Consider the following 23,840-nt stretch of genomic DNA (forward strand, 5'->3'; position numbering starts at 1 on the left):
CAGCCAGGGGACGCACCGCCGGTCTCCCCCGCTTCCTGCCTTGTCCACGCGCTGCCCAGAGAGGTCCCGGGGAACATGATCCGACCACACACCATCATCGCGGAGAACCCGCTGCTCGAGCAGAGGACCGCCCGCTTCGTGGCGTTCATCATCTGCCTCGCCCTGCTCTTCGACGGCTACGACCTCGTCATCTACGGCGTGGTCCTGCCGGGCCTGCTCGCCGACCCCACCCAGATCGGGACCCTGGAGCCGGCCGTCGCCGGCCTGGTGGGCTCCTACGCCCTCATCGGCGTGCTCATCGGCTCGCTCGTCTGCGGGGCAATCGGCGACTTCTTCGGCCGCCGCCGGCTGCTGATCACCGGTGTCGCCTGGTTCTCCGTGGGCATGTTCGTCACCGCGCTCACCACCAGCGTGCTGGCCTTCGGCGCGATGCGCTTCCTCACCGGCATCGGCCTCGGCCTCGTGATCGCCACCGCCGGCGCCACCATGGCCGAGTTCGCCCCCGCCGGCCGCCGCCAGTTCTACAACGGCATCGTCTACTCCGGCATCCCCGCCGGCGGCGTCTTCGCCGCCCTCGTGGGCATCGCCTTCCTCGCCGACCTGAGCTGGCGCGGGCTCTTCATGATCGGGGCCCTCCCCCTCCTCCTGCTCGTCCCGCTCATGCTGTGGAAGCTCCCCGAGTCCCCGCGCTGGCTGCTCACCCGCGGCGAGACCGAGCGGGCCGAGGCCGTCGCCCTCCGGACCGGCGTCCCGCTGATCGAGGAGCAGGTCATCCAGACGGTGGGGGCCGCACCGCGCAGGACCGGCTACGCGGCCGTGTTCTCCAGGCAGTTCGCCCTGGCCTCGATCCTGCTGGGCTTCATGTCCTTCTGCGGCCTGCTGCTCACCTACGGGCTGAACACCTGGCTCGCCGTCATCATGAACGGCTACGGCCACAGCATCAGCCCGCTGTACTTCGTCCTCGTGCTCAACGGCTCCGCCCTGGTCGGCGGCCTGCTGGCCTCCCGCCTCGCGGACCGCACCGGCCCGCAGCGGATGATCGCCACGACCTTCGCGCTGGCCGCGATCGCCCTGGTCCTGATGACCTTCAGCTTCCCGCTGCCGCTGCTGTTCCTCTTCATCGCCGTGGCCGGCGTGGGCACCATCGGCACCCAGGTCCTGGTCTACGGGTTCCAGTCGAACTACTACACCACCAACGCCCGGGCCGCCGGCGTGGCGTTCTGCGCCAGCATGGGCCGGTTCGGCGGCATCTTCGGCCCGATCATCGGCGGCTGGCTCGCCGCGGCCGGCTTCGGCGGCCCCCAGGCGTTCTACGTCTTCGCCGGCGTGGCCCTGCTCGGTGCGCTGGTCACCCTCGTGGTGCCCCACCAGCGCGGGCTGGAGGAGGCCGAGCACCGGGTGGAGGAGCTCGCCGGGCACCCGCAGGCGCCCGCCGAGCGCGAGGCGCCCACCGTCCGCGGCTGACCCCCGCGGCACAGCCTCCGGGCCCCGTCCCCCTCGCCAGGGGTCGGGGCCCGTCCGCGTCCCCGGCCCCGGGGCGCCGGCCGGCGCAGGGCACCCGGCGCACCTCGAGACCCCTCAGCGGCCGGTGCGGTCTCCTGCACCGGTGTCCGGAGCCGTGTCCTGCGCGGCGGCCTCCGCGGCGGCCCGGGCGACGGCGGCCCGGATCCGGGCGTGCAGGTCCCGCAGCCCGCGCCGCTCCACCACGACCTCCAGGACCGAGCGCCCCCGCACGGGCGCGGCGAGCGCCTGCTCGAGCTCGGCGACGCCGGCCGCACGCCGGTGGGCCACGCCGTAGCCGGCGCACAGCGCGTCGAGCCGAGCCGCGTGCGGGGTGCCGAAGAACCGCTCCACGACCGCCCGGTACTCCTCCTGCTCCCCCAGCGCACCGTGCTCCAGGGTCGTGAAGATCCCCCCGCCGCCGTCGTTGAGGACCACGAGCTGGAGGTCGGGCTCGCGCTCGCCCGGGCCCAGCAGCAGGGACGAGACGTCGTGCAGGAACGTCAGGTCGCCCAGGAGGGCGCGGACCGGCCGGCCCCCGCCGAGCGCCGCGCCGGCGGCCGTGGCCACCGTCCCGTCGATCCCGGCGAGCCCCCGGTTGGCGAGCACGAGCGGGGAGCCGGGGCCGGGCCGGGCGGCCAGGTCGAGGTCGCGCACCGGGTTGGAGGAGCCCGCCAGCAGCACGGCCCCGTCCCGTCGGCAGGCCTCCCACACCGCGGCGGCCACGGCCGGACCCGTGGCCCGCCCCGGCGGCTCGGCGGCGAGCAGCCCGGCGACGGCGCCGTCCGCGGCGGCGCCCGCCTCCCGCCAGGCCTGCGCCCAGCCGGGGGCGCCGCCGCCGGTGAAGGCGGCCGCCTCGGCCCAGCTCGTGAGCACCCGCTCACGGCGCCGCCCGGGCTCGTACCAGGCCACGGGTGCCGGCCGCACGGCCGCGGTGGCGACGTCCTCCCGGGCGAGCAGGGCCCCGACCGGGCGGGAGAGCGTGGGCCGGCCCACGAGCAGGACCCGCTCGATCCGCCGGCCCAGCGGGGAGTCCAGCAGCAGCCGGTAGGCCCCCACGGCGTGCGGGCCGCCGCGCGCGTTCGAGGAGGGCTCCGCGAGCAGCGGCAGTCCGCACGCCTCGGCGAAGCGTGCCGCGTCCGGTCCGGCGCCGTCCCCGGCGACGACGACGGAGCGCGCCGTCCCGGCGTCCGGCGGCGGGACCGCGACGGGTCCGGCCACCACCGCGACCGGCCCCGGGTCCGGCCGTGCTCCCGTCCGGGCGGCCAGCAGCCGGGCCCGGGCCGCGAGCGCCGGGCCGTCCTCCGGCGCTGGGTGCAGCGGCTCGCGCAGGGCCACGTTGAGCTGGACCGGTCCCGCCGGCCGGGGCCCCTGCGGTCCACGGCCGGCCAGGGCGGCGAGGACCTCCTCGAGCCGGGCGGGCACGTCGTCGTCCGGGAGGAGGTCCACGGCGGCGCGCACGTGGTCGCCGAAGATCCCGGGCTGGCGGGTGGTCTGGTTGGCGCCGGTGCCCCGCAGCTCCGGCGGGCGGTCGGCGGAGAGCACCACGAGGGGCACCTCGGCGTGGTCGGCCTCCAGCACCGCGGGGAGCAGGTTGCCCACGGCCGTGCCCGAGGTGGTGAGCACCCCGGCCGGCCGGCCGGTGGCCCGTGCGATGCCGAGGGCGGTGAACGCCGCGCCCCGCTCGTCCACCCGCACGTGGACCTCGAGGGCCCCGGCGGCCTGGGCGGCCGCCGCGGCGTAGGCCAGCGGCGCGGACCGGGAGCCGGGGGCCACGACGAGGTGCCGCATCCCGGCGGCGACGAGCTCCTCGAGGACGGTGCGGGCGGTGTCGAGAGAGGGTGTGGTCACAGGAGACCAGGGTAGTCCGGGAACGCAGCGGTCCCCGGCCCGCCGCGGGGCGGGCCGGGGACCGGTGGGCTCCGGACGCCTCCGGAGGCGGGGCTCAGTAGGAGCGGGACGCGGTCCGCGCCGCCGCCTTCGTCTCCGCGGTGGCCTTGCCCTTGTAGCCGCGGTAGCGGGGCCCGCGCTCGCCGTTCTTGCGCCGCTTGTGCTGGTTGCGGCCGCGGCCCGGCCGGTCGTGGATCGCACCGGGGAACTCGGGCTCCCCGGCCCGGTCCACGGCGAAGACCTGGGCCACGGACGGCCGCGGCAGGGACCACTCGCCCTCGCCCTGGCGGGTCTCCACCACGTAGTCCGGGAAGTAGGAGCGGGGCTCCTCGAAGGAGCCGTCCTCGCCCGGGTGCTGCACGGCCACGTAGACCATGCGCTCGCGGTCGTGGATCACGGGCCCGCAGGTCTCGGCGTCCTGCGGCACGGCGAGGAACTGCTCGACGTTGCCGCGCTCGCGCCCGGACAGTCCCACCTTGAACAGTCCGTCGTTGTAGCCGATGGTCCCCGGGGCGCCGTCCGTGGAGATCCACAGGTTGCCCTCCGAGTCGAAGGCCAGGTTGTCCGGGCAGGATATCGGGGAGACCTTCTCCACCGGGTAGCCGGAGAAGTAGGTGGAGGCGTTCTTCGCCGGGTCCCCGGCGACGAGGAGGATGTTCCAGCCGAACTCGGTGGCGTCGGCACGGTGGTGGCGCTCCGTGATCTCGATGACGTGCCCGTCGCGGTTCTGGGTGCGCGGGTTGGCCTCGTCCGGGCCGGCCTTGCCCGGGGTGCCGCGGTCGGTGTTGTTGGTCAGCGCCACGTAGACCTTGCCGGTGTGCGGGGAGGGCTCGACGTCCTCGGGGCGGTCCATCTTGGTGGCGCCGACCTGGTCCGCGGCCAGGCGGGTGAACACCAGGACCTCCTCCACGGACATGCCGGTCACGGCCGACTTCCCGTCCACCACCAGGGGCAGCCACTCGCCGGAGCCGTCGAACGCGCCGTCGGAGGGCACCCGGCCGGAGCCGTCGATCTCGGCCGCGGTGTCCCCGGTGAACTTCGCGACGTACAGGTTGCCCTCGGAGAGCAGCGTCATGTTGTGCGCGCGGTCGCCCTCGACGTACTTCTGGGCGGAGACGAACTTGTAGAGGTAGTCGAAGCGCTCGTCGTCGCCGGAGTAGGCCACCACGGTGCCGTCCTCGGCCACGCGCACGTTGGCGCCCTCGTGCTTGAAGCGGCCCAGGGCGGTGTGCTTGACCGGGGTGGAGGCGGGGTCCTGGGGGTCGAGCTCCACGACCCAGCCGAAGCGGTTCGGCTCGTTCGCGTAGCCAGGCTGGGTCGAGTCGAAGCGGGGGTCCACCTCGTGCCAGCGCCGGCTCGGGGCCTCGGCGGCGATCCCGTAGCGCTTCTGCTCGGCGGAGCCGTTGCCCTTGAAGTACTGGTTGAAGTTCTCCTCGCCGGACAGGACGGTGCCCCACGGGGTGGTGCCCCCGGCGCAGTTGTTCTGCGTGCCGAGGACCACGGTGCCGGTCGGGTCGTCCTGCGTCCTCAGCAGCGCGGAGCCGGCGGCCGGGCCGTCCACGGTGAAGGGCGTGCTCAGGGTGATGCGCCGGTTGCGGGCGCCGCCGCGGACGTAGGACCAGGGCCGGCCGGGGCCGGTGCGGGCGATCTCCACGACGGACATGCCGTGGGCGGCCATGGCCACCCGGGCCACACGCTGGAGGTCGTCCTGCTGCTCGGCGGGGAACATGAGGTTCTCGTTGGTGTACTCGTGGTTGTTCACGAGCACTCCGCTGCGTCCGCCGCGGTCCTGGAGGATGTCCAGGTAGTCGCTGTTGTAGCCGAACTGGCCCGCCTGGGACTCCGGGGTCTGCTGGAGGGGGTCGAACTCCGGGGAGTCCGCGAACAAGGGGTCGCCCCAGCGGATGATCGGGGACCAGTCGAAGCCCTCGGGGACCGTGAGGTCGTCCACGGTGTTCGGGACGGGGGCGATGGGCGCGAAGGACAGCCCGGAGCGTCCGCGGCCGTGGGCCTGGGCGGTCTCCGGGGTGGCGCCGACGACGCCGACGGTCACGGCCGCCGCGGCGCCCAGGCCCAGGGCGGAGCGGCGGGACAGCGCGGCGCTCGCGATGTCGCGGAAGTAGCCGTTGCCGGAGGTGTTGCACTCCGGTCCGGCGCAGGCGCTGCCGCACTTGAGCTGGCACGTGACGGGGCTGCGCTTGCCGCGCGTGTGGCCGAGCAGGGGCAGGACGGTGCGCTTGGCGGTTTCGGTCATGGCTCTCCCAGGGGACGGGGCCCGCGGCGGACCGCGGTCGGGGAACGGGTGCTCCGCCACTGCACCACCGCCCGGTGAGGCCCCGGGGGCGGCCGTGCGAACCGCAGGTGAACGGGCAGTGACCGGCCGGGGACCCATCCGCCCCTGATCAGCGGGTCCGTTCCGGGCCGAGTTCACTCAAAGAAACAATGCGCGGGCGGATTCCGCGGCCGCCCCGGTTCTGGGATGCTCGAGGCGTCAGGCCGTCCCATCCGTCCAGCGCCCCGGACCGTGACCGGGAACGTACGGAAGACCCCCCTCCTTCTGCTCGATCCGCCCACGGGCCGTGCCGCCGCGGCGGCGGAGCCGGCCGGGACACCGGCGGAGGAGGCGCGCGATGCACACCGAACCAGAGGGGGGACTGCTGTCCCCGCGGGAGCACGGGGGGAACGTTCCGCACGAGCACGGCGCGCGCGGGTACCGGCGTGCGGCCGTGGACTGCCTGAGCGTCCACCGCGCGTGGGACCTCCACCCGGGGGACTGCCTGCACGGACGGATCATCGCCTCCGTCCGCGGGGTGGTGGGGCTCGCCTGCAGCCCCGTGGCGGTCTTCTCCTTCACGGGCGACGACCCCGAGCACACGGCCCAGACCCGGATCGGCGCCGCCCACCCCGACATGGAGCTCGGCTGCGACGACGTGTGGCGCGCCGCCCGGGCCTGGGTCCGGGGCCACGGGCTGCACGAGGGCGAGCCGGTGGACCTGGACCGGCTCCGGGCCGAGGTCCTGGGGGTCGTGGCTCAGGGCTGAGGCGCGAACCCTGCCAGGGCGTGCACGCGGCGCAGCCGCTCCAGCCACCACCGGCGACGGTCGGCGGGCACGGCGTGGCGCGCCAGCAGCGCGGGGTCCGGGACCGCGTCCCGCAGCTCGAGCATCCCGCCCACCGGCCGCAGCGGCTCCCGCAGGACGTCCGCCCGCATGAGGGACACCGTCCCTAGCCCGCAGGCGTACGGGAGCTCGGGCAGGGCGGCGGCGAGCGCGAGACCCGCCCGGATGCCCACCGAGGTGTCCAGGGCGGAGCTGACCACCGCCGGCAGGCCGGCCTGCGCGACCACGTCCAGGGCCCGGCGCACCCCGCCCAGCGGAGCCGCCTTGACCACGAGCAGGTCGGCGGCGCCCGCCCGGGCCACCGCCAGGGGGTCGTCCTCCTTGCGCACGGACTCGTCCGCGGCCACCAGCACCGGCACGCCCCGGTCGGCGAGGCCCTCCCGGACGGCGGCGAGGCCCTCGATCGTGGGCACGGGCTGCTCCGCGTACGCGAGCCCGTGCCGCCCGAGCCGCTCCAGGGCCGCGAGGGCCGTGGGCACGTCCCACCCGCCGTTGGCGTCCACCCGCAGCTCGGCCTCCGGCAGCAGGGCCCGCACGGCCGCGACCCGGGCGTCGTCGTCCCCCGGCCCCTGGGCGCGCTCGGCGACCTTGATCTTCACGGCACGCACCCCGCCCCCGAACCCGGCGAGGACCTCCCCGACCCGGGCCGCCGGCACGGCGGGCACGGTCGCGTTCACGGGGATGCGCGTGCGCCGGGGCGCCGGGAAGCCGTGCCACGCGGCGTCGACCGCGGCGCGGAGCCAGGCGCCGGCCTCGGCGTCCCCGTACTCGGGGAACGGGCCGAACTCCCCCCACCCCGCCGGGCCGCGCAGGAGCACCGACTCGCGCACGTCGACGCCGCGGAAGCGCACCCGCATCGGCAGGGCGACGACGTGCGCGTGCGCGAGCAGGTCGTCGAGCGGGGGCAGGACCACGGCGGGAAGCATGCTCCCCAGCCTAGGCGGCGCCTCTCAGCCCGCTCCGATCCGTGCGTGGAATGATGAGGGCTCCGCGGGTGCCCGCACGGCCGCGGCCGTGCCCGCGCCCCGACGATCCGCACCACCGCCCAGGAGCTCGATGACCACGATCGCCCGCCGCCCCGCACCCACCGTCCTGCAGGTCCTGGGCCACCTGCTCGGCGCCGCCGCCCTGTGGGCGTCGGCCGCGCTGGTCGGGGTCGTGGCCCTCACCACCGCGACCGGGCAGTGGCTCGACGAGCTGGCCCTGCGCCAGGCGAGCGGCGCCTTCCCCGACCTCTCCGACCGCGCCGCCCAGCTGCTCGACTCGGTCCCGTGGGTGGTGGGCGCCGTCTCCGCCCTGTGCCTCGCGGTCCTGGCCGTGCGCTCCCGGTGCCTCGCCCCGGCGGTGGTCGGGGCGGCGGTGGTCGTGCTCTCCAACCTCACGGTCCAGCTGCTCAAGCGGGTGCTGCTGGAGAAGCCGGACCTCGGGATCCAGGAGGTCGCCGTCAACTCCTTCCCGTCCGGGCACACGGCCGCCGCGGCCGCCGCCGTGGCGGTGGTGCTGCTCGCGGCCCCCGCCCCCTCCCGGCCGGTGGTCGGGCTGCTGGGGGCGGCCGCCACGACCGCGACCGGGGTGGCCACGCTGCTGAACGGCTGGCACCGGCCCTCGGACGTCGTGGCGTCCCTGCTGGTCGTGGCGGGCTGGGCCGCCCTGGGCGGGCTCGTGCTGCGCCTGACCGGGCCCGTGGAGCGACCCGCGCCCGGCGGGGGCCTGACCGCCCTGCTGGCCGCCTCCGGCGCGGGGGCCCTGCTGGTCGGCCTGCTGCCGCTGTGGGCGGCCCTGCGCGTGCCGGGCGGGGGCTGGGCGGCGGTCGCGGCGTGCGCGGCGATCCTCGGGGTCAGTCTCCTGGCGGCAGCGGCGCTGACAGCGCTGCAAGCTCCTCGGTCGCGGCGTCCTCGGCCCTGATCCGCTCGAGTCGGTCCAGGAGGATCCGCGCCGCCCCCGGGTTGTAGGGCAGGCGGAACATCGAGGCCGTCACGGGCCGCATGCCGTCCGGCTGCGCCGCGGCGGCCTCGCTCGCGTCCACCCGCTCGATCGCGGTGCGCATGAGCCGGGCCTGCTGGAGCACGAAGCCGCGCTCCACCGGATTGCCGTGGCCGGGGACGAAGACCTGGTACCGGTCGAGGGCGGCCAGGCTCTCGAGGGCCGTGGCCCAGCCCCGCGGGTAGGAGTCGTCGAAGCTGGGGTCGGCGCCCTGCTCCACGAGGTCGCCGGTGAACACGACGTCGTCGACGCCCACGCAGAGGTCGTTGTCGGTGTGGCCCGGGCCGAAGGAGAAGAGCACCGCCGCCCGCTCCCCCAGGTCCACCCGGGTCAGGGCGGGGCGCCGGCCCGTGCCCGGCAGATGCCGGTTGGGCACGACGAGACGGGTGTCCGGCCCCTCGGCGGCGGCCATCTCGGGCTCGTGGGTGCCCACGAAGGAGCGCTGGAAGTCGCCGTGCGCCTGGATCGCCGCCGCGCAGCCGCGGTGCGCCCAGAAGTCCTCGGCCCCGGCGCGCTGGAACACGGCGTTGCCCAGGAAGTGGTCGTAGTGGGCGTGGGTGTTCACCACCGTCAGCGGCAGCCCCGTGAGCGAGCGGACGGCCTCCAGGATCTCGCGGGCCTGGCGCGGGCCCGCGCCCGTGTCGATCACGAGGGCGCGACGGGACCCGAGCACGACCCCGGAGTTCAGCCTCCAGTTGTCCGTGCTCACGGCGAAGACGCCGTCGCGGATTTCGTTGATGCGCGCCACCCGACCAGGGTACCGACCGCCGCTGGCTATCCTGGCAACCATGACCGTTCCGTCCTCGGGCCGTGCGGCCGGAGGCGCCGGCCGCTATGCTCCGTCCCCCTCGGGGGACCTCCACCTCGGCAACCTCCGCACGGCGCTGCTCGCGTGGGCCCTCGCGCGCTCCACGGGCCGGGGCTTCGTCCTGCGCGTCGAGGACATCGACCGGGTGCGGCCGGGGGCGGCCGAGCGGCAGCTCGCGGACCTCGCCCGGCTGGGCCTCGACTGGGACGGCCCGCCCCTGCTGCAGTCCTCGCGGGAGGCCGAGCACCGGGCCGTGGTGGAGCGTCTCACCGCGGCGGGGCGCACCTACGAGTGCTACTGCACGCGCCGGGAGGTGCAGGCGGCCGCGAGCGCGCCGCACGGGGCGCCGGGCGCCTATCCGGGCACGTGCCGGGACCTCGGCGACGCCGAGCGGGCGCGGCGCCGCCGGGCGCGGCCCCCGGCGGTGCGGCTGCGCGCGGACGTGCGCTCCCGCACGGTCGTGGACCGCTGGGCCGGGGCGTTCACGGGGCTCGTCGACGACTTCGTGCTGCTGCGCACCGACGGCCGCCCCGCCTACAACCTCGCGGTGGTCCTCGACGACGCCCACCAGGGCGTGGACCAGGTGGTCCGGGGCGACGACCTGCTGCCCTCGACCCCCCGGCAGGCGTACCTGGCCTCGGTGCTCGGTCTGGACGAGCCGGAGTGGGTGCACGTGCCGCTCGTGCTCAACGCGCACGGGCAGCGCCTCGCCAAGCGGGACGGCGCCGTGACCCCCGCCGAGCTCGCCGCGGGGGGTCACGGCGCCGAGGAGGTGCTGGGCTGGATGGCCGCGTCGCTGGGCCTCCCCGGACCGGTCCGGTCGGCGCAGGACGTCCTCGCCGTGTTCGACGAGGACGTCCTGCCCCGGACGCCCTGGGTCGTGGACCCGGCCCGGTGGGCCGCTCAGGCGCGCGAGGACGCGGAGGTGCCGGCCTCCTCCGGGGCGTGCGGGTCCTCGGGCTCGGCCAGGAACCGCTCGTAGGCGGGGGTGGTCAGGAACGCGGGGTAGTCGTCGCCCAGGGCCACCTCCTCGAAGATGGCGCGGGCGTCGTCGAAGCGGTCGCCCTCGGCGCGCTCGATCCTCGCGAACTCCTCCTCCAGCAGCTCCTGCACCCAGTCCCGGGTGATCTCCTCGCCCTCGTCCGTGATGGCGCGGGTGTTCACCCACTGCCAGATCTGGGAGCGGGAGATCTCCGCGGTCGCGGCGTCCTCCATCAGGTTGTGGATGCCCACGGCGCCGTTGCCGCGCAGCCACGCCTCGATGTAGCGGATCCCCACCTCCACGTTGTTGCGGATCCCCACCTCGGTGATCCTCCCCTCGGCCGAGGCGATGTCGATGAGCGCCTTGTCGTCGGGCACCACGTCCTCGCGGAGCCGGTCCAGCTGGTTCGGGCGGTCGCCGAGCACCGCGTCGAAGACCTCGCGGCACACGGGGACCAGGTCGGGGTGGGCCACCCAGGATCCGTCGAACCCGTCCTCGGCCTCGCGGGTCTTGTCGGCCTGCACCTTCTCGATCGCGGTGCGGTTGACCTCCTCGTCCCGGCGGGAGGGGATGAACGCGGCCATCCCGCCGATGGCCATCGCCCCGCGGCGGTGGCAGGCCCGCACGAGCTGCTCGGTGTAGGCCCGCATGAACGGCTGCGTCATGGTCACCGCGTTGCGGTCCGGGAGGATGAAGCGGGGCCCGCGGGTCCGGAAGTTCTTGATGATGGAGAAGATGTAGTCCCAGCGGCCGGCGTTGAGCCCCGCGGCGTGCTCCCCGAGCTCGTGGAGGATCTCCTCCATCTCGAAGGCCGCGGTGATCGTCTCGATCAGCACGGTGGCGCGGATGGTGCCGCGGTCCGTCCCCAGCATGGACTCCGCCCGGCTGAAGATGTCGTGCCACAGCCGCGCCTCCTGGTGGGACTCGGTCTTGGGCAGGTAGAAGTAGGGGCCCAGGCCGAGCTTCTTGAGCCGGCGCGCGTTGTGGAAGAAGTACAGGCCGAAGTCCACGATGGCGCCCGCGATGGGCTCGTCCCGCACGGACAGGTGCCTTTCCTCGAAGTGCCACCCGCGGGGCCGCACCACGATGGTCGGGTTGGCCCGGGCGTCCCTGTTCTTCAGCGCGTACTTCTTGCCGTCCGGGTTGGTGAACTCGATGGTCCCCTCGAGCGCGTCGATGAGGTTGAGCTGGTTGGTGACCACGTTCGTCCAGTGCGGGGTGTTGGCGTCCTCCATGTCCGCGAGCCACACCTTCGCCCCGGAGTTGAGGGCGTTGATGGTCATCTTCCGCTCGGTGGGACCGGTGATCTCCACGCGGCGGTCCTCGAGCCCGGGCGGGGGCGGGGGCACGCGCCAGGAGTCGTCCTCGCGGATCCTCCGCGTCTCGGGCAGGAACGTGGGGTCGGTGCCGCGGGCGATCGCCTTGCGCCGCTCCTCGCGGGCGGCCAGCAGCTCGCGCCGGCGGGGCTCGAACTCGCGGTGCAGGGCCGCGAGGAAGCCGAGCGCGTCGGGGGTGAGCACACTGTTCTGCCGGGGCACGTGGTGACCGGTGAGGGTCACGCCGTTGATCGTCACGGGGTTGCTGGTCATGGTCATCATGGCTGGGTCCTCGCCTGAAGAGTGTCCTGGGGAGTTCGGGTGGGGCGGCTCCGGAGGGCGCCGGAGCGGGTCGTCGTCGGATGCGGCGCGGCCGGGGACCCTGTCGGGCCCCCGGCCGGTCACGGCCGTTCGGCTCAGGGCCGTTCGGCTCAGAACTGGGCGGTCTCGGTGGACCCGGCCAGCGCCGTGGTGGAGGACTGCGGGTTGAGGACGGTGGAGACCAGGTCGAAGTAGCCGGTGCCGACCTCGCGCTGGTGGCGGGTGGCGGTGTAGCCGCGCTCCTCGGCCGCGAACTCCCGCTCCTGCAGCTCCACGTAGGCCGTCATCTGGTTGCGGGCGTAGCCGTGGGCGAGGTCGAACATCGAGTAGTTCAGGGCGTGGAAGCCGGCCAGGGTGATGAACTGGAACTTGAAGCCCATCGCACCCAGCTCGCGCTGGAACTTGGCGATCGTGGCGTCGTCCAGGTGCTTCTTCCAGTTGAAGGACGGCGAGCAGTTGTAGGCGAGCATCTGGTCGGGGTGCTCCGCGTGGATGCCGTCGGCGAACTTCTTGGCCAGCTCGAGGTCCGGAGTGCCCGTCTCCATCCACAGCAGGTCGGCGTACGGGGCGTAGGCGTTGCCGCGGGCGATGCAGGCCTCGAGGCCGTTGCGGACCTTGTAGTAGCCCTCCGCGGTGCGCTCGCCGGTGACGAACGGCTTGTCGCGGTCGTCGACGTCCGAGGTGATCAGGGTGGCCGCCTCCGCGTCGGTGCGGGCGATGATCAGCGAGGGGACGTCGGCGACGTCGGCCGCGAGCCGGGCCGCGCTCAGGGTGCGGACGTGCTGCTGGGTGGGGATGAGCACCTTGCCGCCCAGGTGGCCGCACTTCTTCTCGGAGGCCAGCTGGTCCTCCCAGTGCACGCCGGCCGCGCCGGCGGCGATCATGGACTTCATGAGCTCGTAGGCGTTGAGCGGGCCGCCGAAGCCGGCCTCGGCGTCGGCCACGATCGGGACCAGCCAGTCCTCGACCGTGCTCGTGCCCTCGGAGTGCTCGATCTGGTCGGCGCGCATCAGCGCGTTGTTGATCCGCCGCACGACCGCCGGGACGGAGTTGGCGGGGTAGATCGACTGGTCGGGGTAGGTCTGGCCCGCGAGGTTCGCGTCGCCGGCGACCTGCCAGCCGGAGAGGTAGATGGCCTTGAGACCGGCCTTGACCTGCTGGACCGCCTGGTTGCCGGTCAGGGCGCCCAGGGAGTTGACGAAGTCCTCGGTGTGCAGCTTCTCCCACAGCTGCTCCGCGCCGCGGCGGGCCAGGGTCATCTCCTCCTGCACCGTGCCGCGCAGGCGGACGACCTCCTCCGCCGTGTAGTCGCGGGTGATCTGCGCCCAGCGGGGATCGGCGTCCCACTCCTGGCGGATCTCGTCGGCGGTCTTGGGGGCGTTGGGGTAGGACATGTCGGCTCCTCGTTGAGTGGTCCGAGAACGGGTGCTTCGGCTTCGGGGTCACCGGGAAGTTCGCTCTTCCGTGGTGACACATCCCACTTTGCCCCAGTTCAAGGCGGATCAACCCCACGTTTCTCGTCGAACTTTCCTTGTTTTTCGTCTATCGTGAAGAAATGACGACCAGCGCGTGGGGCACCGAGGAACCGACGACGGCGGAGCCGGCCGGCAGCACCGACCTGATCGGTCTCGGCCGGCGCATCCGCTCGCTGCGCAAGGACCGCGGCATGACGCTCGCGGAGCTCGCGGACCGGGCGGGCACCGCCACCTCGCAGCTGTCCGTGATCGAGAACGGGCGCCGCGAGCCCCGGCTCAGCCTGCTGCGGCGCCTCGCCGAGGTCCTGGGCACGAGCGTGGACGCCCTGCTCGGGGCCGAGCCCGGCACCCGGCGGGAGGCGCTCGAGATCCAGCTCGAGCGTGCCCAGCGCTCCCCGTTCTACGAGCAGCTGGGGCTGCCGACCGTCCGGGTCAGCTCCGCGCTGTCCACCGAGGTGCTCGAGGCGCTCGTGGCCCTGCAGGAGCGGCTGGCCGAGGCCCTCGAGAAGAACTCGGCCACCCCGGAGGAGGCCCGCCGGGCCAACGTGCAGCTGCGCCGGCTCATGCGGGCGCAGGACAACTACTTCCCGGACCTGGAGCAGGCCGCCAAGGAGCTGCTGACCCTGGGCGGCTACTCCTCGGGTCCCGTGTCCAACTCCGTGATCTCCGAGATGGTGGGCAGGCTCGGCTACAGCATCCACCACGTCACCGACCTCCCGCACTCGACCCGCTCGGTGACCGACCTGCTCAACCGGCGGATCTACCTGGTGCAGAGCCCCCGGGCGGACCACGACCCCCGCGCGGTGCTGCTCCAAGCCGTGGGGCACCAGGTGCTGGGCCACGAGCCGCCCAAGGACTATGCCGAGTTCCTCGCCCAGCGCGTGCAGACCAACTACTTCGCCGCCGCGGTGATGCTCCCGGAGGACAAGACCGTCCCGTTCCTGCTCGAGGCGAAGAAGGACCGGGACCTGTTCCTGGAGGACCTCAAGGACCGCTTCGCCGTGTCCCACGAGACGGCGGGCCACCGCTTCACGAACCTGGCCACCCGGCACCTGGGGATCCGCACCCACTTCCACAAGGTGCACTCGTCCGGGGTGATCCACAAGGCCTACGAGAACAACGGGCTGGCATTCCCGACGGACCACACCGGGGCGATCGAGGGCCAGATCTCCTGCCGCAAGTGGTCCGGGCGCACCGTCTTCGACCAGCCCAACCAGTTCACGGCGTTCGCCCAGTACACGGACACCCCCTCCGGCACGTACTGGTGCTCCACGCGCACGGAGCTCTCGAGCCAGGGCGTGTTCTCCATCGGCGTGGGCGTCGCGTTCACCGACGCCCGCTGGTTCCGCGGCCGCGACACCCCGCACCGCACGGTGTCGACCTGCCCGGACCCCTCGTGCTGCCGGCGCCCGCCCGAGGAGCTCAGCCGGGTGTGGGCGGGCCACGCCTGGCCCAACACCCGGGCCCACTCGCACGTGCTCGCCGCCCTCCCGGAGGGGGCCTTCCCCGGCGTCGACGAGCGGGAGGTCTACGAGTTCCTGCAGGCGCACGACGACGCCTGAGCCGGCCCCGCGGGCCGCCGGCGCGGTCTCCCCGCACCCCCGGGACCGCCTCCCTATACCCGTAGTGGCTGGCCACTGCCCGGGAGCGGGCGTAAAGTTCTGTGGGACCTCTGCTCCACCCACCCCCCTGGACGCTGCGCTCCACCGGGCCGGCTCCGGGCGGAAAGGACACCATGCCCCAAGAGATAGCCCAGACGATCGCGATCGTCATCTACTTCGCCGCCATGATCGGGATCGGCCTCTACGCCAACAGCAGGACGAAGAACCTCGACGACTACATGCTCGGCGGGCGCAACCTCAAGCCCGGGACCGCCGCCCTCAGCGCCGGTGCCTCCGACATGTCCGGCTGGCTGCTGCTCGGTCTGCCCGGCGCGGTGTTCCTCTCCGGTCTGGTCGAGGCGTGGATCGCCGTCGGCCTGATCGTCGGCGCGTGGGTCAACTGGAAGTTCATCGCGCCCCGGCTGCGCTCCTACACCGAGGTCTCGCACAACTCGATCACGATCCCGTCCTTCCTGGACAACCGGCTCAAGGGCGGCAGCCGGCTGCTGCGCATCGTCTCCGGGCTCATCATCCTGGTGTTCTTCACGTTCTACGTCTCCTCCGGCATGGTGGCCGGCGGACTGTTCTTCCAGTCGTCCTTCGGCTCGACGTACCACGCCGGGCTGCTCCTCGTCGTCGGCGTCACCATCGCCTACACACTCTTCGGCGGCTTCCTCGGTGCGACCTACACGGACGTGGCCCAGGGCCTCCTGATGTTCGCGGCCCTGCTCCTCGTCCCCGTCGTGGGCGTGATCAACGTGGGCGGCTTCGGCCAGATGGCGGAGAACATCCGCGCCGTCCAGCCCGACGCCCTCTCCATGGTGTCCGGGGCCACGGCCATCGGCGTCATCTCGGCCCTGGCGTGGGGCCTCGGCTACTTCGGCCAGCCGCACATCATCGTCCGCTTCATGGCCATGCGCTCCCCCTCCGACGCCAAGACCGGCCGCCGGATCGGCCTGACCTGGATGGTGCTCAGCGTCATCGGGGCGATCGCCACCGCCCTGGTCGGCGTCGCCTACTACGGCAACCGCCCGGACGAGAGCCCGACCGACCCGGAGTCCGTGTTCCTGGACCTCGCGCAGGTCTTCTTCCACCCCGTGATCGCCGGCTTCGTGCTGGCGGCCGTGCTCGCGGCGATCATGTCCACGGTCTCCTCCCAGCTCATCGTCTCCTCCTCCGCGCTGGTGGAGGACCTGTACAAGCTGACGGTCAAGGAGTCCCCGTCCGAGCGCAAGCAGGTGTGGATGGGCCGCGCGGGCGTGGCCCTCGTCGCCCTCGTGGCCACCTTCCTGGCCTGGGAGCAGAACAACACGATCCTCGGCCTCGTGGCGTTCGCCTGGGCCGGCTTCGGCGCCTCGTTCGGCCCGATCGTGATCCTGTCCCTGTTCTGGCGCAAGCTCACGAACCTGGGCGCGATCACCGGCATGATCCTGGGCGCGGTCACCGTGTTCGCGTGGACCGTGACCCCGTGGGCCGACCTCTACGAGATCATCCCCGGCTTCCTCGTGAGCCTCGTCTCCGCCGTGCTGGTCTCGAAGGCCACCTACCGGCGCGACGAGGAGGTCGAGCGCGAGTTCGACGACGCCGTGCGCCTCGCCCACGCGGCAGAGGACGAGATGGCCGCCCGCTGACCTCTCGCACCGCTCCGCCGGGGCCCGTTCCGCACGCCGGAACGGGCCCCGGCGCCGTCCGGGGTCAGTACCCGATCGAGGCCAGGGTGGCCCGGATCGCCTCGGCGGAGCGGTGCAGCATGGCCAGCTCCTGCTCGTCCATGGGCACGGCCAGCCGCTCGACGACGCCCCGCCGCGCGACGATCGACGGCACGGACAGGGCGACCCCGCTGATCCCCCGGTAGTCGTCGAGGACCGTGGAGACGGGCAGCACGGCGTGCTCGTCCCGCAGCACGGCCTCCGCCACGCGCGCCCCGGCCAGGCCGATCGCGTAGTTGGTGGCGCCCTTGCCCTGGATCACCGTGTACGCCGCGTTGATCGTCCGGTGCGTGATCTCGTCCAGCCGCTCGTCGGTGAAGGGCCGCCGCCCCTCGACGGTCCAGTCCCGCAGCGGGATCTGCCCGATGTTCGCGTTCGACCACAGGGGGAACTCGGTGTCCCCGTGCTCGCCGACGATCGTGGCGTGCACGCTCGTGGTGGACACCCCGCCCTCCTCGGCCAGCAGCCACCGCAGCCGGGACGTGTCCAGCACGGTCCCGGAGGACATCACCCGCTCCGTGGGCAGGCCGGTGAGCTTCTGCGCGATGACCGTGAGCACGTCGCACGGATTGGTCACCAGCACGTACACGGCCTCGGGCGCCTGCTCCACCAGCCGCGGCATCAGCTGCTCGAGGATCGCGGCGTTGGCGCCGGCCAGCTCCATCCGGGTCTGGCCGGGCCGCTGCTTGGCCCCGGCGGTCACGAAGACGACGTCCGAGCCCGCCAGCACGGCGACGTCGTCGGAGCCGGTCACCCGGGAGCTGGGGGTGAACATGGCCCCGTGGGCGAGGTCCAGGCCCTCGGCGCGGACCCGGTCCCCGGCGAGGTCGTAGAGGGCCACCTCCTGGGCGACGCCCTTGATGAGGACCGCGTAGGCCAGGGAGGAGCCGACGGATCCGGCGCCGACCACGCCGATCTTGGTTCTCGCGGGAGTGGTGGGCACGGTCTCGGGCACGGGGAACTCCTCGGTGGTCCGGTGGTCCGCGGCTGCGGACGGTGTGCTCCCATCCTGGGCCAGCGGCGCGGGCCGCGGAAGGGCCCGGGCCACCGTGTCGCGGCTCAGCCGGCGGTGGACGCGGAGGCCGCGGAGGCCGCGGAGGCCGCGGCCAGGAAGTCCCGCATGATGGGTCCGCCGGTGACCGAGCCCAGGCCGCCGTCCTCCACGAAGACCGCCACGGCGAGGTCCTCGTGCTCGGCGATCACCCACGAGTGGGTCCGGGGCGGGTCCTCGTCGCCGAACTCGGCCGTGCCGGTCTTGCCGATCGCGGTGTCCGGCTCGAGCCCCTGCAGCACGCCCAGGTGCCCGGACGAGACGACGGCCCGCATCATGGTGCGCAGCTGCTCCGCCTCCTCAGCGGTCAGGGGCTCCTCCGGTCCGGGCCGGGTCGCGGCGTCCTCGTCGAGCAGTCCCTCGGTGCTGACCAGCCGGGGGGTGACGAGCTCTCCGGCGGCGACCGAGGCGGTGAGCCCGGCCATGCTCAGCGGGGACACAAGCGTGCGGCCCTGCCCGAACATCGCGGCGGCGTGCTGGGCCGGCGGCTCCTCCCGCGGGACCTCACCCCAGAACGCGGGCACGGACAGCTCCGCGGGCACCCCGATCCCGAGCGCGGCCGCGGCCTCGGCCAGCTCCGCCTGGTCGATCCGGTCGTGCTGGTCCACGAAGGTGGTGTTGCAGGAGTGGGCGAGCGCCTCGGTGAGGGTGATCGAGCCGGTGAACTCGGCCGGATAGGACTCGACGTTGTCGACCCGCACGCCCGCGGCGGTCGTGGACGGCGGGCACTGCACGACCGTCCCGGGGGTGTCGCCCTGCCGGAGCATCCCGAGGGCCGTGACCACCTTGAAGGTGGAGCCGGGCGCGTACCGGCCCAGCAGCGCGGTGGAGTAGCCCTCGGAGCCCGGCCCGTTGGCCGAGGCGACGAGCTCGCCCGTGGAGGGCCGGACGGCCACGACCGCCGAGGGGGACTCGATCCCGGCCAGCAGCTCACCGGCGGTGGCCTGGAGCCCGCGGTCCAGGGTCACCGCGACCGGCTCGCCGGCCTGCGCCGGGACCTCGAACAGCGGCTCGCCGGCCGCGGACTCGTCCCCGATCTCCTCGACGACGACGCCGGGCGTGCCGCGCAACCGGTCGTCGAAGCGCTCCTGCACTCCCCCGCGGCCGATCGCCGTCCCGGGGGCGAGCTCCCCGCCGGAGTCCGCCACGTCCTCGGCCGTCGCCTCGGCCACCCCGCCCAGCAGGTCGGCGGCGAAGCCGCGGGAGGGCGCCAGCGGCAGCTCGTCCTCGACCACGAGCAGGCCCGGGACCGCCTCCATCTCCGCCGCGTCCAGCTCCCGGAAGTCCTCCAGCCGCAGCGGGACGGCCTCGACGAACGCCTCGGGCCCGGCCTGTCCGACGGCCTCGGCGTAGGCGTCGGCGTCGATGTCCACGGCCTCGGCGAGCCGGCGGGCCGCCTCCTCGGGGTCCGCCCCGTCGAGCTGCGACCGGTCGATGCCCACCCGCCGGATCGGGCGCTCCGTCACCAGCGTCTCGCCGTCCGCCCCGAGGATGTCCCCGCGGTCCGCGGCCACCGTCCGGGCGCGCAGGGCCTCCCCCTCCGCCAGGCCCGGGTGCACCACGGCCGGGGACCACTCGGCGGACCAGTCCCCGGACCCGGTCCGGACCAGCGGGAGGACCGAGTCGTACGCCCAGTCCTGCGCCACGCCCGGGAGGTCCCACGACCAGGACAGGGTGGCCTCGCGGCGGTCCTCCTGCCCGGTGTCCTCGACCGCGGAGACCTCGACGGCCGGGGCGGCCTCCCCGAGCGGCGCGGTGATCCGCTCGTACTGCTCCTGGGCGGAGGGACCCTCGACGTCGCCGAAGGACAGCTCCTGGACGCTGCCCGCGCCCAGGGCCGCGGCGACCCGGTCGGCGGTCTCCCGCCCGCCGTCGGGGGCGAGCGCCGAGCAGCCGGTGGCGAGGAGGGCCGCGGAGAGGGCGACCGGGAGGGCCGCCCTCAGCCGCCGGGGGCGGGGCCGGGACGCCTGGGGCTGCGGGGCGGGGCGGGGAGTCTGCACGGTGTCGAATCTAGTCCGTCCCGCCCCGGACGGGACAGGCCGGGGCGGAGGGATCCGGACACGGAAGAACCGGTGGGCGCCGTGTCTGCACGGCGCCCACCGGTCCGTCGGACGCGCGGGGAGGGGGTGCGCTCCCGCGCGGGGGCGGGGCCGGGTGCCGGCCCCTCACCACCGGATCAGCAGTGGTACGTGTCGGTCGGCGCCTCGAAGTGGACGTCGTAGCCCTCGGGGATGCTCAGGCCGAAGGCGCCGGCCAGGCCCAGGATCTTCTTGGCGCGGGCGAGGCGCGGCAGGTCGGAGCCGTTGCGGATCTCCCCGCCGTCGGCGTCGAACTCCTGGAGGAACTCGGTGGCCCAGGACAGCTCGGACAGGGACGGGCTCAGGCCCTCGTTGACCGTGGCGGTCTGCTCAGGCATCAGGCACAGCTTGCCCGTCATGCCGAACTCCAGGGTCACGGACGTGGCCTCGGCCAGCTTCGGCCCGAGCGCGCCGACGGCGGGCCCGTCGATGGGGCCGGGCAGGTTGGCCGCCCGGGAGGCGATCGTGAACTGCGAGCGCGTGTAGGCCAGCGTCATGGGGTTCTCCCCGAAGCCCGTGTCGCGCCGGAAGTCGCCCAGGCCGAAGCCGAGGCGGTACGTGGAGCGGGCGCCGGCGATGGCCTGCAGGTGCTGCACGCCGCGGGCCGTCTCGACGAGCGCCACGATCCGCGTGTCCTTGAGCAGCTCCGCGGTGCGGGTGACGTGCTCCGGGGACTCGACCATGGCCAGCATGACGCCGTCCAGGCCGCGGACGCCGGCAAGGGCCCGGAGGTCCTCCTCCCACCACTGGGTGCCGAAGCCGTTGACCCGCACCCACGCGTGGTGCTGCTCGCCGTGCTCGTCCCGGGCGTCCAGCCAGCTGATGACGTTGCGGCGGGCGCGCTCCTTGTCCTTGGGCGCCACGGAGTCCTCGATGTCCAGGACGACGACGTCGGCCGCGCTCGCCCGGGCCGCCGCGAACCGCTCGGCCTGGGCGCCGTTGACGAGCAGCCAGGAGCGGGCGAGCTCCGGGCCGACCGCGGGAGCGGCGACCTGGGGAACCAGCGGCAGGGACGAGGTGGTCGGGGTCGTCGGCGTGGTCTCGATCGAGGTGGCAGTCATGAGGGCGTACCCGTTCTCCGTGAGGTGCAGCGAGCTGCGGTGTGACAGATGTGCCGGGGCACCCGTGCTGGGAGGGCAGGTGCTGCCCGGCGGAACCGTGACCGGTGCCGGGCCCGCGGGAACGATCGCGTCGCGGGGGTCCGGCCGGTGCGTGCCCCGGACCGGGGATCGCGAGGTGGGCGAGCCGGTCCGTGCGCGCTGGATCAACGCGCTCGGCAGGTGCGGTGACTCCACCGTAACCCAGATCACACCGGGACGCCACCCGCCGTGCCCGGGCACGGGTCCGGGCTCAGGAGCGGCGCGCGGTGCGGGCGGTCGCGGGCGCGGTCCAGGGGTCCTCGGGCCAGGGGTGCCGGGGGTAGCGGCCGCGCATCTCGGCGCGCACCTGGGCGTAGGGGCCGGACCAGAAGGAGGCGAGGTCGTCGGTCACGGCCAGCGGCCGCCCCGCCGGGGAGAGCAGGTGGAAGAGGACCGGGACCCGGCCGCCGGCCACGGCCGGGGACGCCGCCCACCCGAAGCACTCCTGGAGCTTGACGCTGACCACGGGCCGGCCGGCGGGGTCGTCGGCGGCCGGGTAGTCGATCCGGGCCCGGGAGCCGCTGGCCACGGTCAGCCGCTCGGGCGCGAGCTCGTCGAGGCGGGCGGCCTCCGGCCACGGGAGCAGCCGCCGCAGGGGCGCGGCGAGGTCGACCCGGCGGCCGGCGGCGAGGGCGTCGAGCTCAGGGGCGAGCCACTCGTCGAGCCGGTCGAGCAGGGCGGCATCGGACACGTCGGGCCACGGGTCCCCGAGCCGGTGGTGGAGCAGCGCGAGCCGGCGCCTCAGCCGGTCGGCGCCGTCCGACCAGCCGAGCAGGCCGAGGCCCTGCTCGGCCAGGGCGGCGCGCACCGCCTCGCGGGCCGCCGCCGGGGTGGGCCGCACCGGGGTCGAGGACAGCTCGATCGCCCCGAGCGCGCGGACGCGGCGGGCGCCCGCCCGCCCGTCCTCGAAGCGGGTGCGGACCTCGTCGGTGAGCAGGTGCTCGGCGCAGCGCTCGGCGAGGGGCCGGTCGAGCGCCGCCGCGGCGCGCACGACCGCCCCGGTCCCGGCGGCGGCCTGGCCGGACGCCCGGGTGACGTCCGCGACGGCGAGCCACTCGTGGCCCGCCAGGCCGCTCCCCGGGGCCAGTCCCGCACGGGTCCCGGAGGCGAGCAGGTAGGTGTCCCCCACCTTCCGGGCGACCCGCTCCGGCAGGGCCAGCGCCACGACGGCACCGGTCACGGAATCGGCCGGGACGTCCCCGGCCGCCGGCGGGGCGGGCGCTGCGGAGAACGGCGGGTCCGTGGCGATCCGCTCCAGCCGGCGGGCCTCGTCGGCCCAGCGGCGGGCCTCCGGGGCCCGCCCGGCGCGCAGCTCGACGAGCAGGCGGGTCAGGTCCCCGCCGGGCGGGCGGTGGTCGTCCGAGACCATCGCGACGACCTCGGCCGCCGGTCGGGCGCCCACCGTGCGGGCGCCGTCCAGCAGGCCGCGGGCCAGGCGCGGGTCCACGGGCACCGCCGCGATCAGCCGGCCGGTGGCGGTGGCCCGGCCGTCGTCGTCGAGCGCGCCGAGCCCGTGCAGCACGGCGACGGCGTCGGCCAGGGCCGGCGCGGGCAGGGCGTCCGGCAGGGACAGGCCCCGTCCGCCGGGGGCGCCCCAGCAGGCGAGCAGCAGCGCGGCGCCCGTGAGATCGGCGGCCGCGAGCTCGGGGGTGAGGTGGCGGGGCATCGCGGCCCAGGTCCGCTCGTCGTAGCAGCGCACGACCTCCCCGGTCCCGAGCCGGGCGGCACGGCCCGCCCGCTGCTCAGCCGAGGCCCGGGAGGCCGCCACCGTGACCAGGCCTGTCATGCCGCGGCCGGCGTCCCGCCGGGGCTCGCGGGAGAGCCCGGAGTCGACCACGAGGCGCACGCCCGGCACCGTCAGTGAGGATTCGGCCAGGGACGTGGAGACGACCGCGCGGGGCGGGTCCCCGGGGCGGCGGCCCGAGGTCGCCCGGTCCTGCTCGGCGGCCCCGACCCGCCCGTGCAGCTCGAGCACCTCGGTCCCGCGGCAGGTCTCCCGCAGCCGCCGGGCGACCTGGGCGACCTCCCACGCCCCGGGGACGAACACGAGCGCGTCCGTGGCGCCGTCCCGGGCCAGGGCCTGCGCGTGGGCCTCGGCCGCGGTCCGGGCGACGTGGTCGAGGAACGCACGGGTGACCCCGCGCTCGTCGGTGCGCCGCCCGGGGGCCGGGGCCCACCGGACCGTGAGCGGGTGGAGGGCGGCCGGGCAGTCGACCACCGGGGCCGGGGCGCCCTCGCCCAGCAGTCCGGCGAAGCGCGGGGCGTCGAGGGTCGCGGACATCGCGACGAGCACCAGGTCCTCGCGCAGCTGCCGGACCTCGGCCAGCATGCCGACGAGCAGGTCGGACTCGAGACCGCGCTCGTGGACCTCGTCGAGGACCACGGCGCCCACCCCGGGCAGCCCGGGGTCCTGCAGCAGCCGGCGCAGGAGCACGCCGGGCGTGACGAACTCGACGAGGGTGCCGGCCCCGGTGCGCCGGTCGCCGCGCACCGTGTGGCCCACGAGCTCACCCACGCGGGTCCCGGCCAGGTGGGCCAGCCGCCGGGCCGCCGCGCGGGCGGCGACCCGGCGGGGCTGGGTGACGACCACCCGGCCGGGCGCGGGGTCCGCGGCGCGCTCGTGCAGCAGGTCGGCGACCAGCGGGGGCACCAGGGTGGTCTTGCCGGTGCCGGGCGGGGCCTGCACCACGGCGACGCCGCCGGCGAGGGCCGCGCGGAGCTCGCCGAGCACGCCGGCGACCGGCAGGCCGGCGCCGATCCGGGCGAGGTCGAAGGGGACGGGGCTCATCGTCCCAGTCTCCCACCGCCGCGGAGGCCGACCGCGGCGGACGGCGGCCGCCGCACCCGGCGCGCACCGTCCGGGACGGC

Annotated in this window: 16 protein-coding genes; 6 read left to right on the plus strand and 10 right to left on the minus strand. The window is 74.9% G+C overall.

The features are described from left to right. The first annotated feature begins 75 nt into the window (after nucleotides 1–75). Nucleotides 76–1,464 (plus strand): MFS transporter, encoded by a 1,389-nt coding sequence (locus RF644_RS12010; protein ID WP_368796675.1) that lies wholly within the window; start codon nucleotides 76–78, stop codon nucleotides 1,462–1,464. Nucleotides 1,465–1,578: 114 nt separating this feature from the next. Here the strand turns inward: RF644_RS12010 and menD are convergent, their stop codons facing one another. Both menD and RF644_RS12020 read right to left on the minus strand, forming a co-directional pair. After that, nucleotides 1,579–3,351, minus strand: a complete 1,773-nt coding sequence (menD, locus tag RF644_RS12015) for a 2-succinyl-5-enolpyruvyl-6-hydroxy-3-cyclohexene-1-carboxylic-acid synthase (RefSeq protein WP_368796676.1) — start codon at nucleotides 3,349–3,351, stop codon at nucleotides 1,579–1,581. A 94-nt stretch (nucleotides 3,352–3,445) separates the two neighbouring features. After that, nucleotides 3,446–5,644 (minus strand): PhoX family phosphatase, encoded by a 2,199-nt coding sequence (locus RF644_RS12020; RefSeq protein ID WP_368796677.1) that lies wholly within the window; start codon nucleotides 5,642–5,644, stop codon nucleotides 3,446–3,448. Between the two features lie 376 nt (nucleotides 5,645–6,020). Between RF644_RS12020 and RF644_RS12025 the strand changes: the two genes are divergently transcribed. Next, complete coding sequence (locus tag RF644_RS12025) at nucleotides 6,021–6,431, plus strand: hypothetical protein (RefSeq protein WP_368796679.1); 411 nt, start codon at nucleotides 6,021–6,023, stop codon at nucleotides 6,429–6,431. Here the strand turns inward: RF644_RS12025 and RF644_RS12030 are convergent. Next, on the minus strand, nucleotides 6,422–7,435 hold the full coding sequence (locus RF644_RS12030; RefSeq protein ID WP_368796680.1) for an o-succinylbenzoate synthase: 1,014 nt from the start codon (nucleotides 7,433–7,435) through the stop codon (nucleotides 6,422–6,424). The two genes, RF644_RS12025 and RF644_RS12030, sit on opposite strands and share 10 nt — an antisense overlap. A 130-nt stretch (nucleotides 7,436–7,565) precedes the next feature. Between RF644_RS12030 and RF644_RS12035 the strand changes: the two genes are divergently transcribed. Then, nucleotides 7,566–8,414 carry a phosphatase PAP2 family protein gene (locus RF644_RS12035; protein WP_368796681.1) on the plus strand — a complete coding sequence of 283 codons (849 nt, stop codon included), beginning with the start codon at nucleotides 7,566–7,568 and terminating at the stop codon, nucleotides 8,412–8,414. Here RF644_RS12035 and RF644_RS12040 read toward each other — a convergent pair. After that, nucleotides 8,347–9,240 (minus strand): MBL fold metallo-hydrolase, encoded by an 894-nt coding sequence (locus RF644_RS12040; protein WP_017832458.1) that lies wholly within the window; start codon nucleotides 9,238–9,240, stop codon nucleotides 8,347–8,349. The two genes, RF644_RS12035 and RF644_RS12040, sit on opposite strands and share 68 nt — an antisense overlap. 40 nt (nucleotides 9,241–9,280) lie before the next feature. Here RF644_RS12040 and gluQRS point away from each other — a divergent pair, with 40 nt between their 5' ends. After that, complete coding sequence (gene gluQRS, locus RF644_RS12045) at nucleotides 9,281–10,282, plus strand: tRNA glutamyl-Q(34) synthetase GluQRS (protein ID WP_368796682.1); 1,002 nt, start codon at nucleotides 9,281–9,283, stop codon at nucleotides 10,280–10,282. Here gluQRS and aceB read toward each other — a convergent pair. Next, on the minus strand, nucleotides 10,204–11,880 hold the full coding sequence (aceB, locus tag RF644_RS12050; protein WP_176475396.1) for a malate synthase A: 1,677 nt from the start codon (nucleotides 11,878–11,880) through the stop codon (nucleotides 10,204–10,206). The genes gluQRS and aceB overlap by 79 nt on opposite strands. Nucleotides 11,881–12,029: 149 nt before the next feature. Continuing rightward, on the minus strand, nucleotides 12,030–13,313 hold the full coding sequence (gene aceA, locus RF644_RS12055; protein ID WP_017832461.1) for an isocitrate lyase: 1,284 nt from the start codon (nucleotides 13,311–13,313) through the stop codon (nucleotides 12,030–12,032). Between the two features lie 161 nt (nucleotides 13,314–13,474). On the opposite strand from aceA, the gene RF644_RS12060 reads away from it, so the two are divergent. Beyond that, nucleotides 13,475–14,956, plus strand: a complete 1,482-nt coding sequence (locus RF644_RS12060) for a helix-turn-helix domain-containing protein (protein WP_109268150.1) — start codon at nucleotides 13,475–13,477, stop codon at nucleotides 14,954–14,956. A gap of 173 nt (nucleotides 14,957–15,129) precedes the next feature. After that, nucleotides 15,130–16,626, plus strand: coding sequence for a sodium/proline symporter PutP (gene putP / locus RF644_RS12065; protein WP_368796683.1), 1,497 nt, complete (start codon nucleotides 15,130–15,132; stop codon nucleotides 16,624–16,626). A gap of 64 nt (nucleotides 16,627–16,690) precedes the next feature. Here the strand turns inward: putP and RF644_RS12070 are convergent, their stop codons facing one another. The 4 genes from RF644_RS12070 to hrpB form a co-directional block, all read right to left on the minus strand. After that, nucleotides 16,691–17,659 carry an L-lactate dehydrogenase gene (locus RF644_RS12070; RefSeq protein ID WP_035924999.1) on the minus strand — a complete coding sequence of 323 codons (969 nt, stop codon included), beginning with the start codon at nucleotides 17,657–17,659 and terminating at the stop codon, nucleotides 16,691–16,693. A gap of 104 nt (nucleotides 17,660–17,763) precedes the next feature. Next, nucleotides 17,764–19,755: a penicillin-binding transpeptidase domain-containing protein gene (locus tag RF644_RS12075; RefSeq protein WP_368796684.1), complete on the minus strand. Its 1,992-nt coding sequence runs from the start codon at nucleotides 19,753–19,755 to the stop codon at nucleotides 17,764–17,766. A 176-nt stretch (nucleotides 19,756–19,931) separates the two neighbouring features. Beyond that, nucleotides 19,932–20,894 (minus strand): CoA ester lyase, encoded by a 963-nt coding sequence (locus RF644_RS12080; protein ID WP_017832466.1) that lies wholly within the window; start codon nucleotides 20,892–20,894, stop codon nucleotides 19,932–19,934. 289 nt (nucleotides 20,895–21,183) lie between these two features. Further along, entirely contained in the window at nucleotides 21,184–23,760 is a 2,577-nt protein-coding gene (gene hrpB / locus RF644_RS12085) for an ATP-dependent helicase HrpB (protein ID WP_368796685.1), read from the minus strand. Between the last annotated feature and the right edge of the window lie 80 nt (nucleotides 23,761–23,840).

Source organism: Kocuria sp. CPCC 205258, from assembly GCF_040981005.1.
Classification (GTDB): Bacteria; Actinomycetota; Actinomycetes; order Actinomycetales; family Micrococcaceae; genus Kocuria; species Kocuria rosea.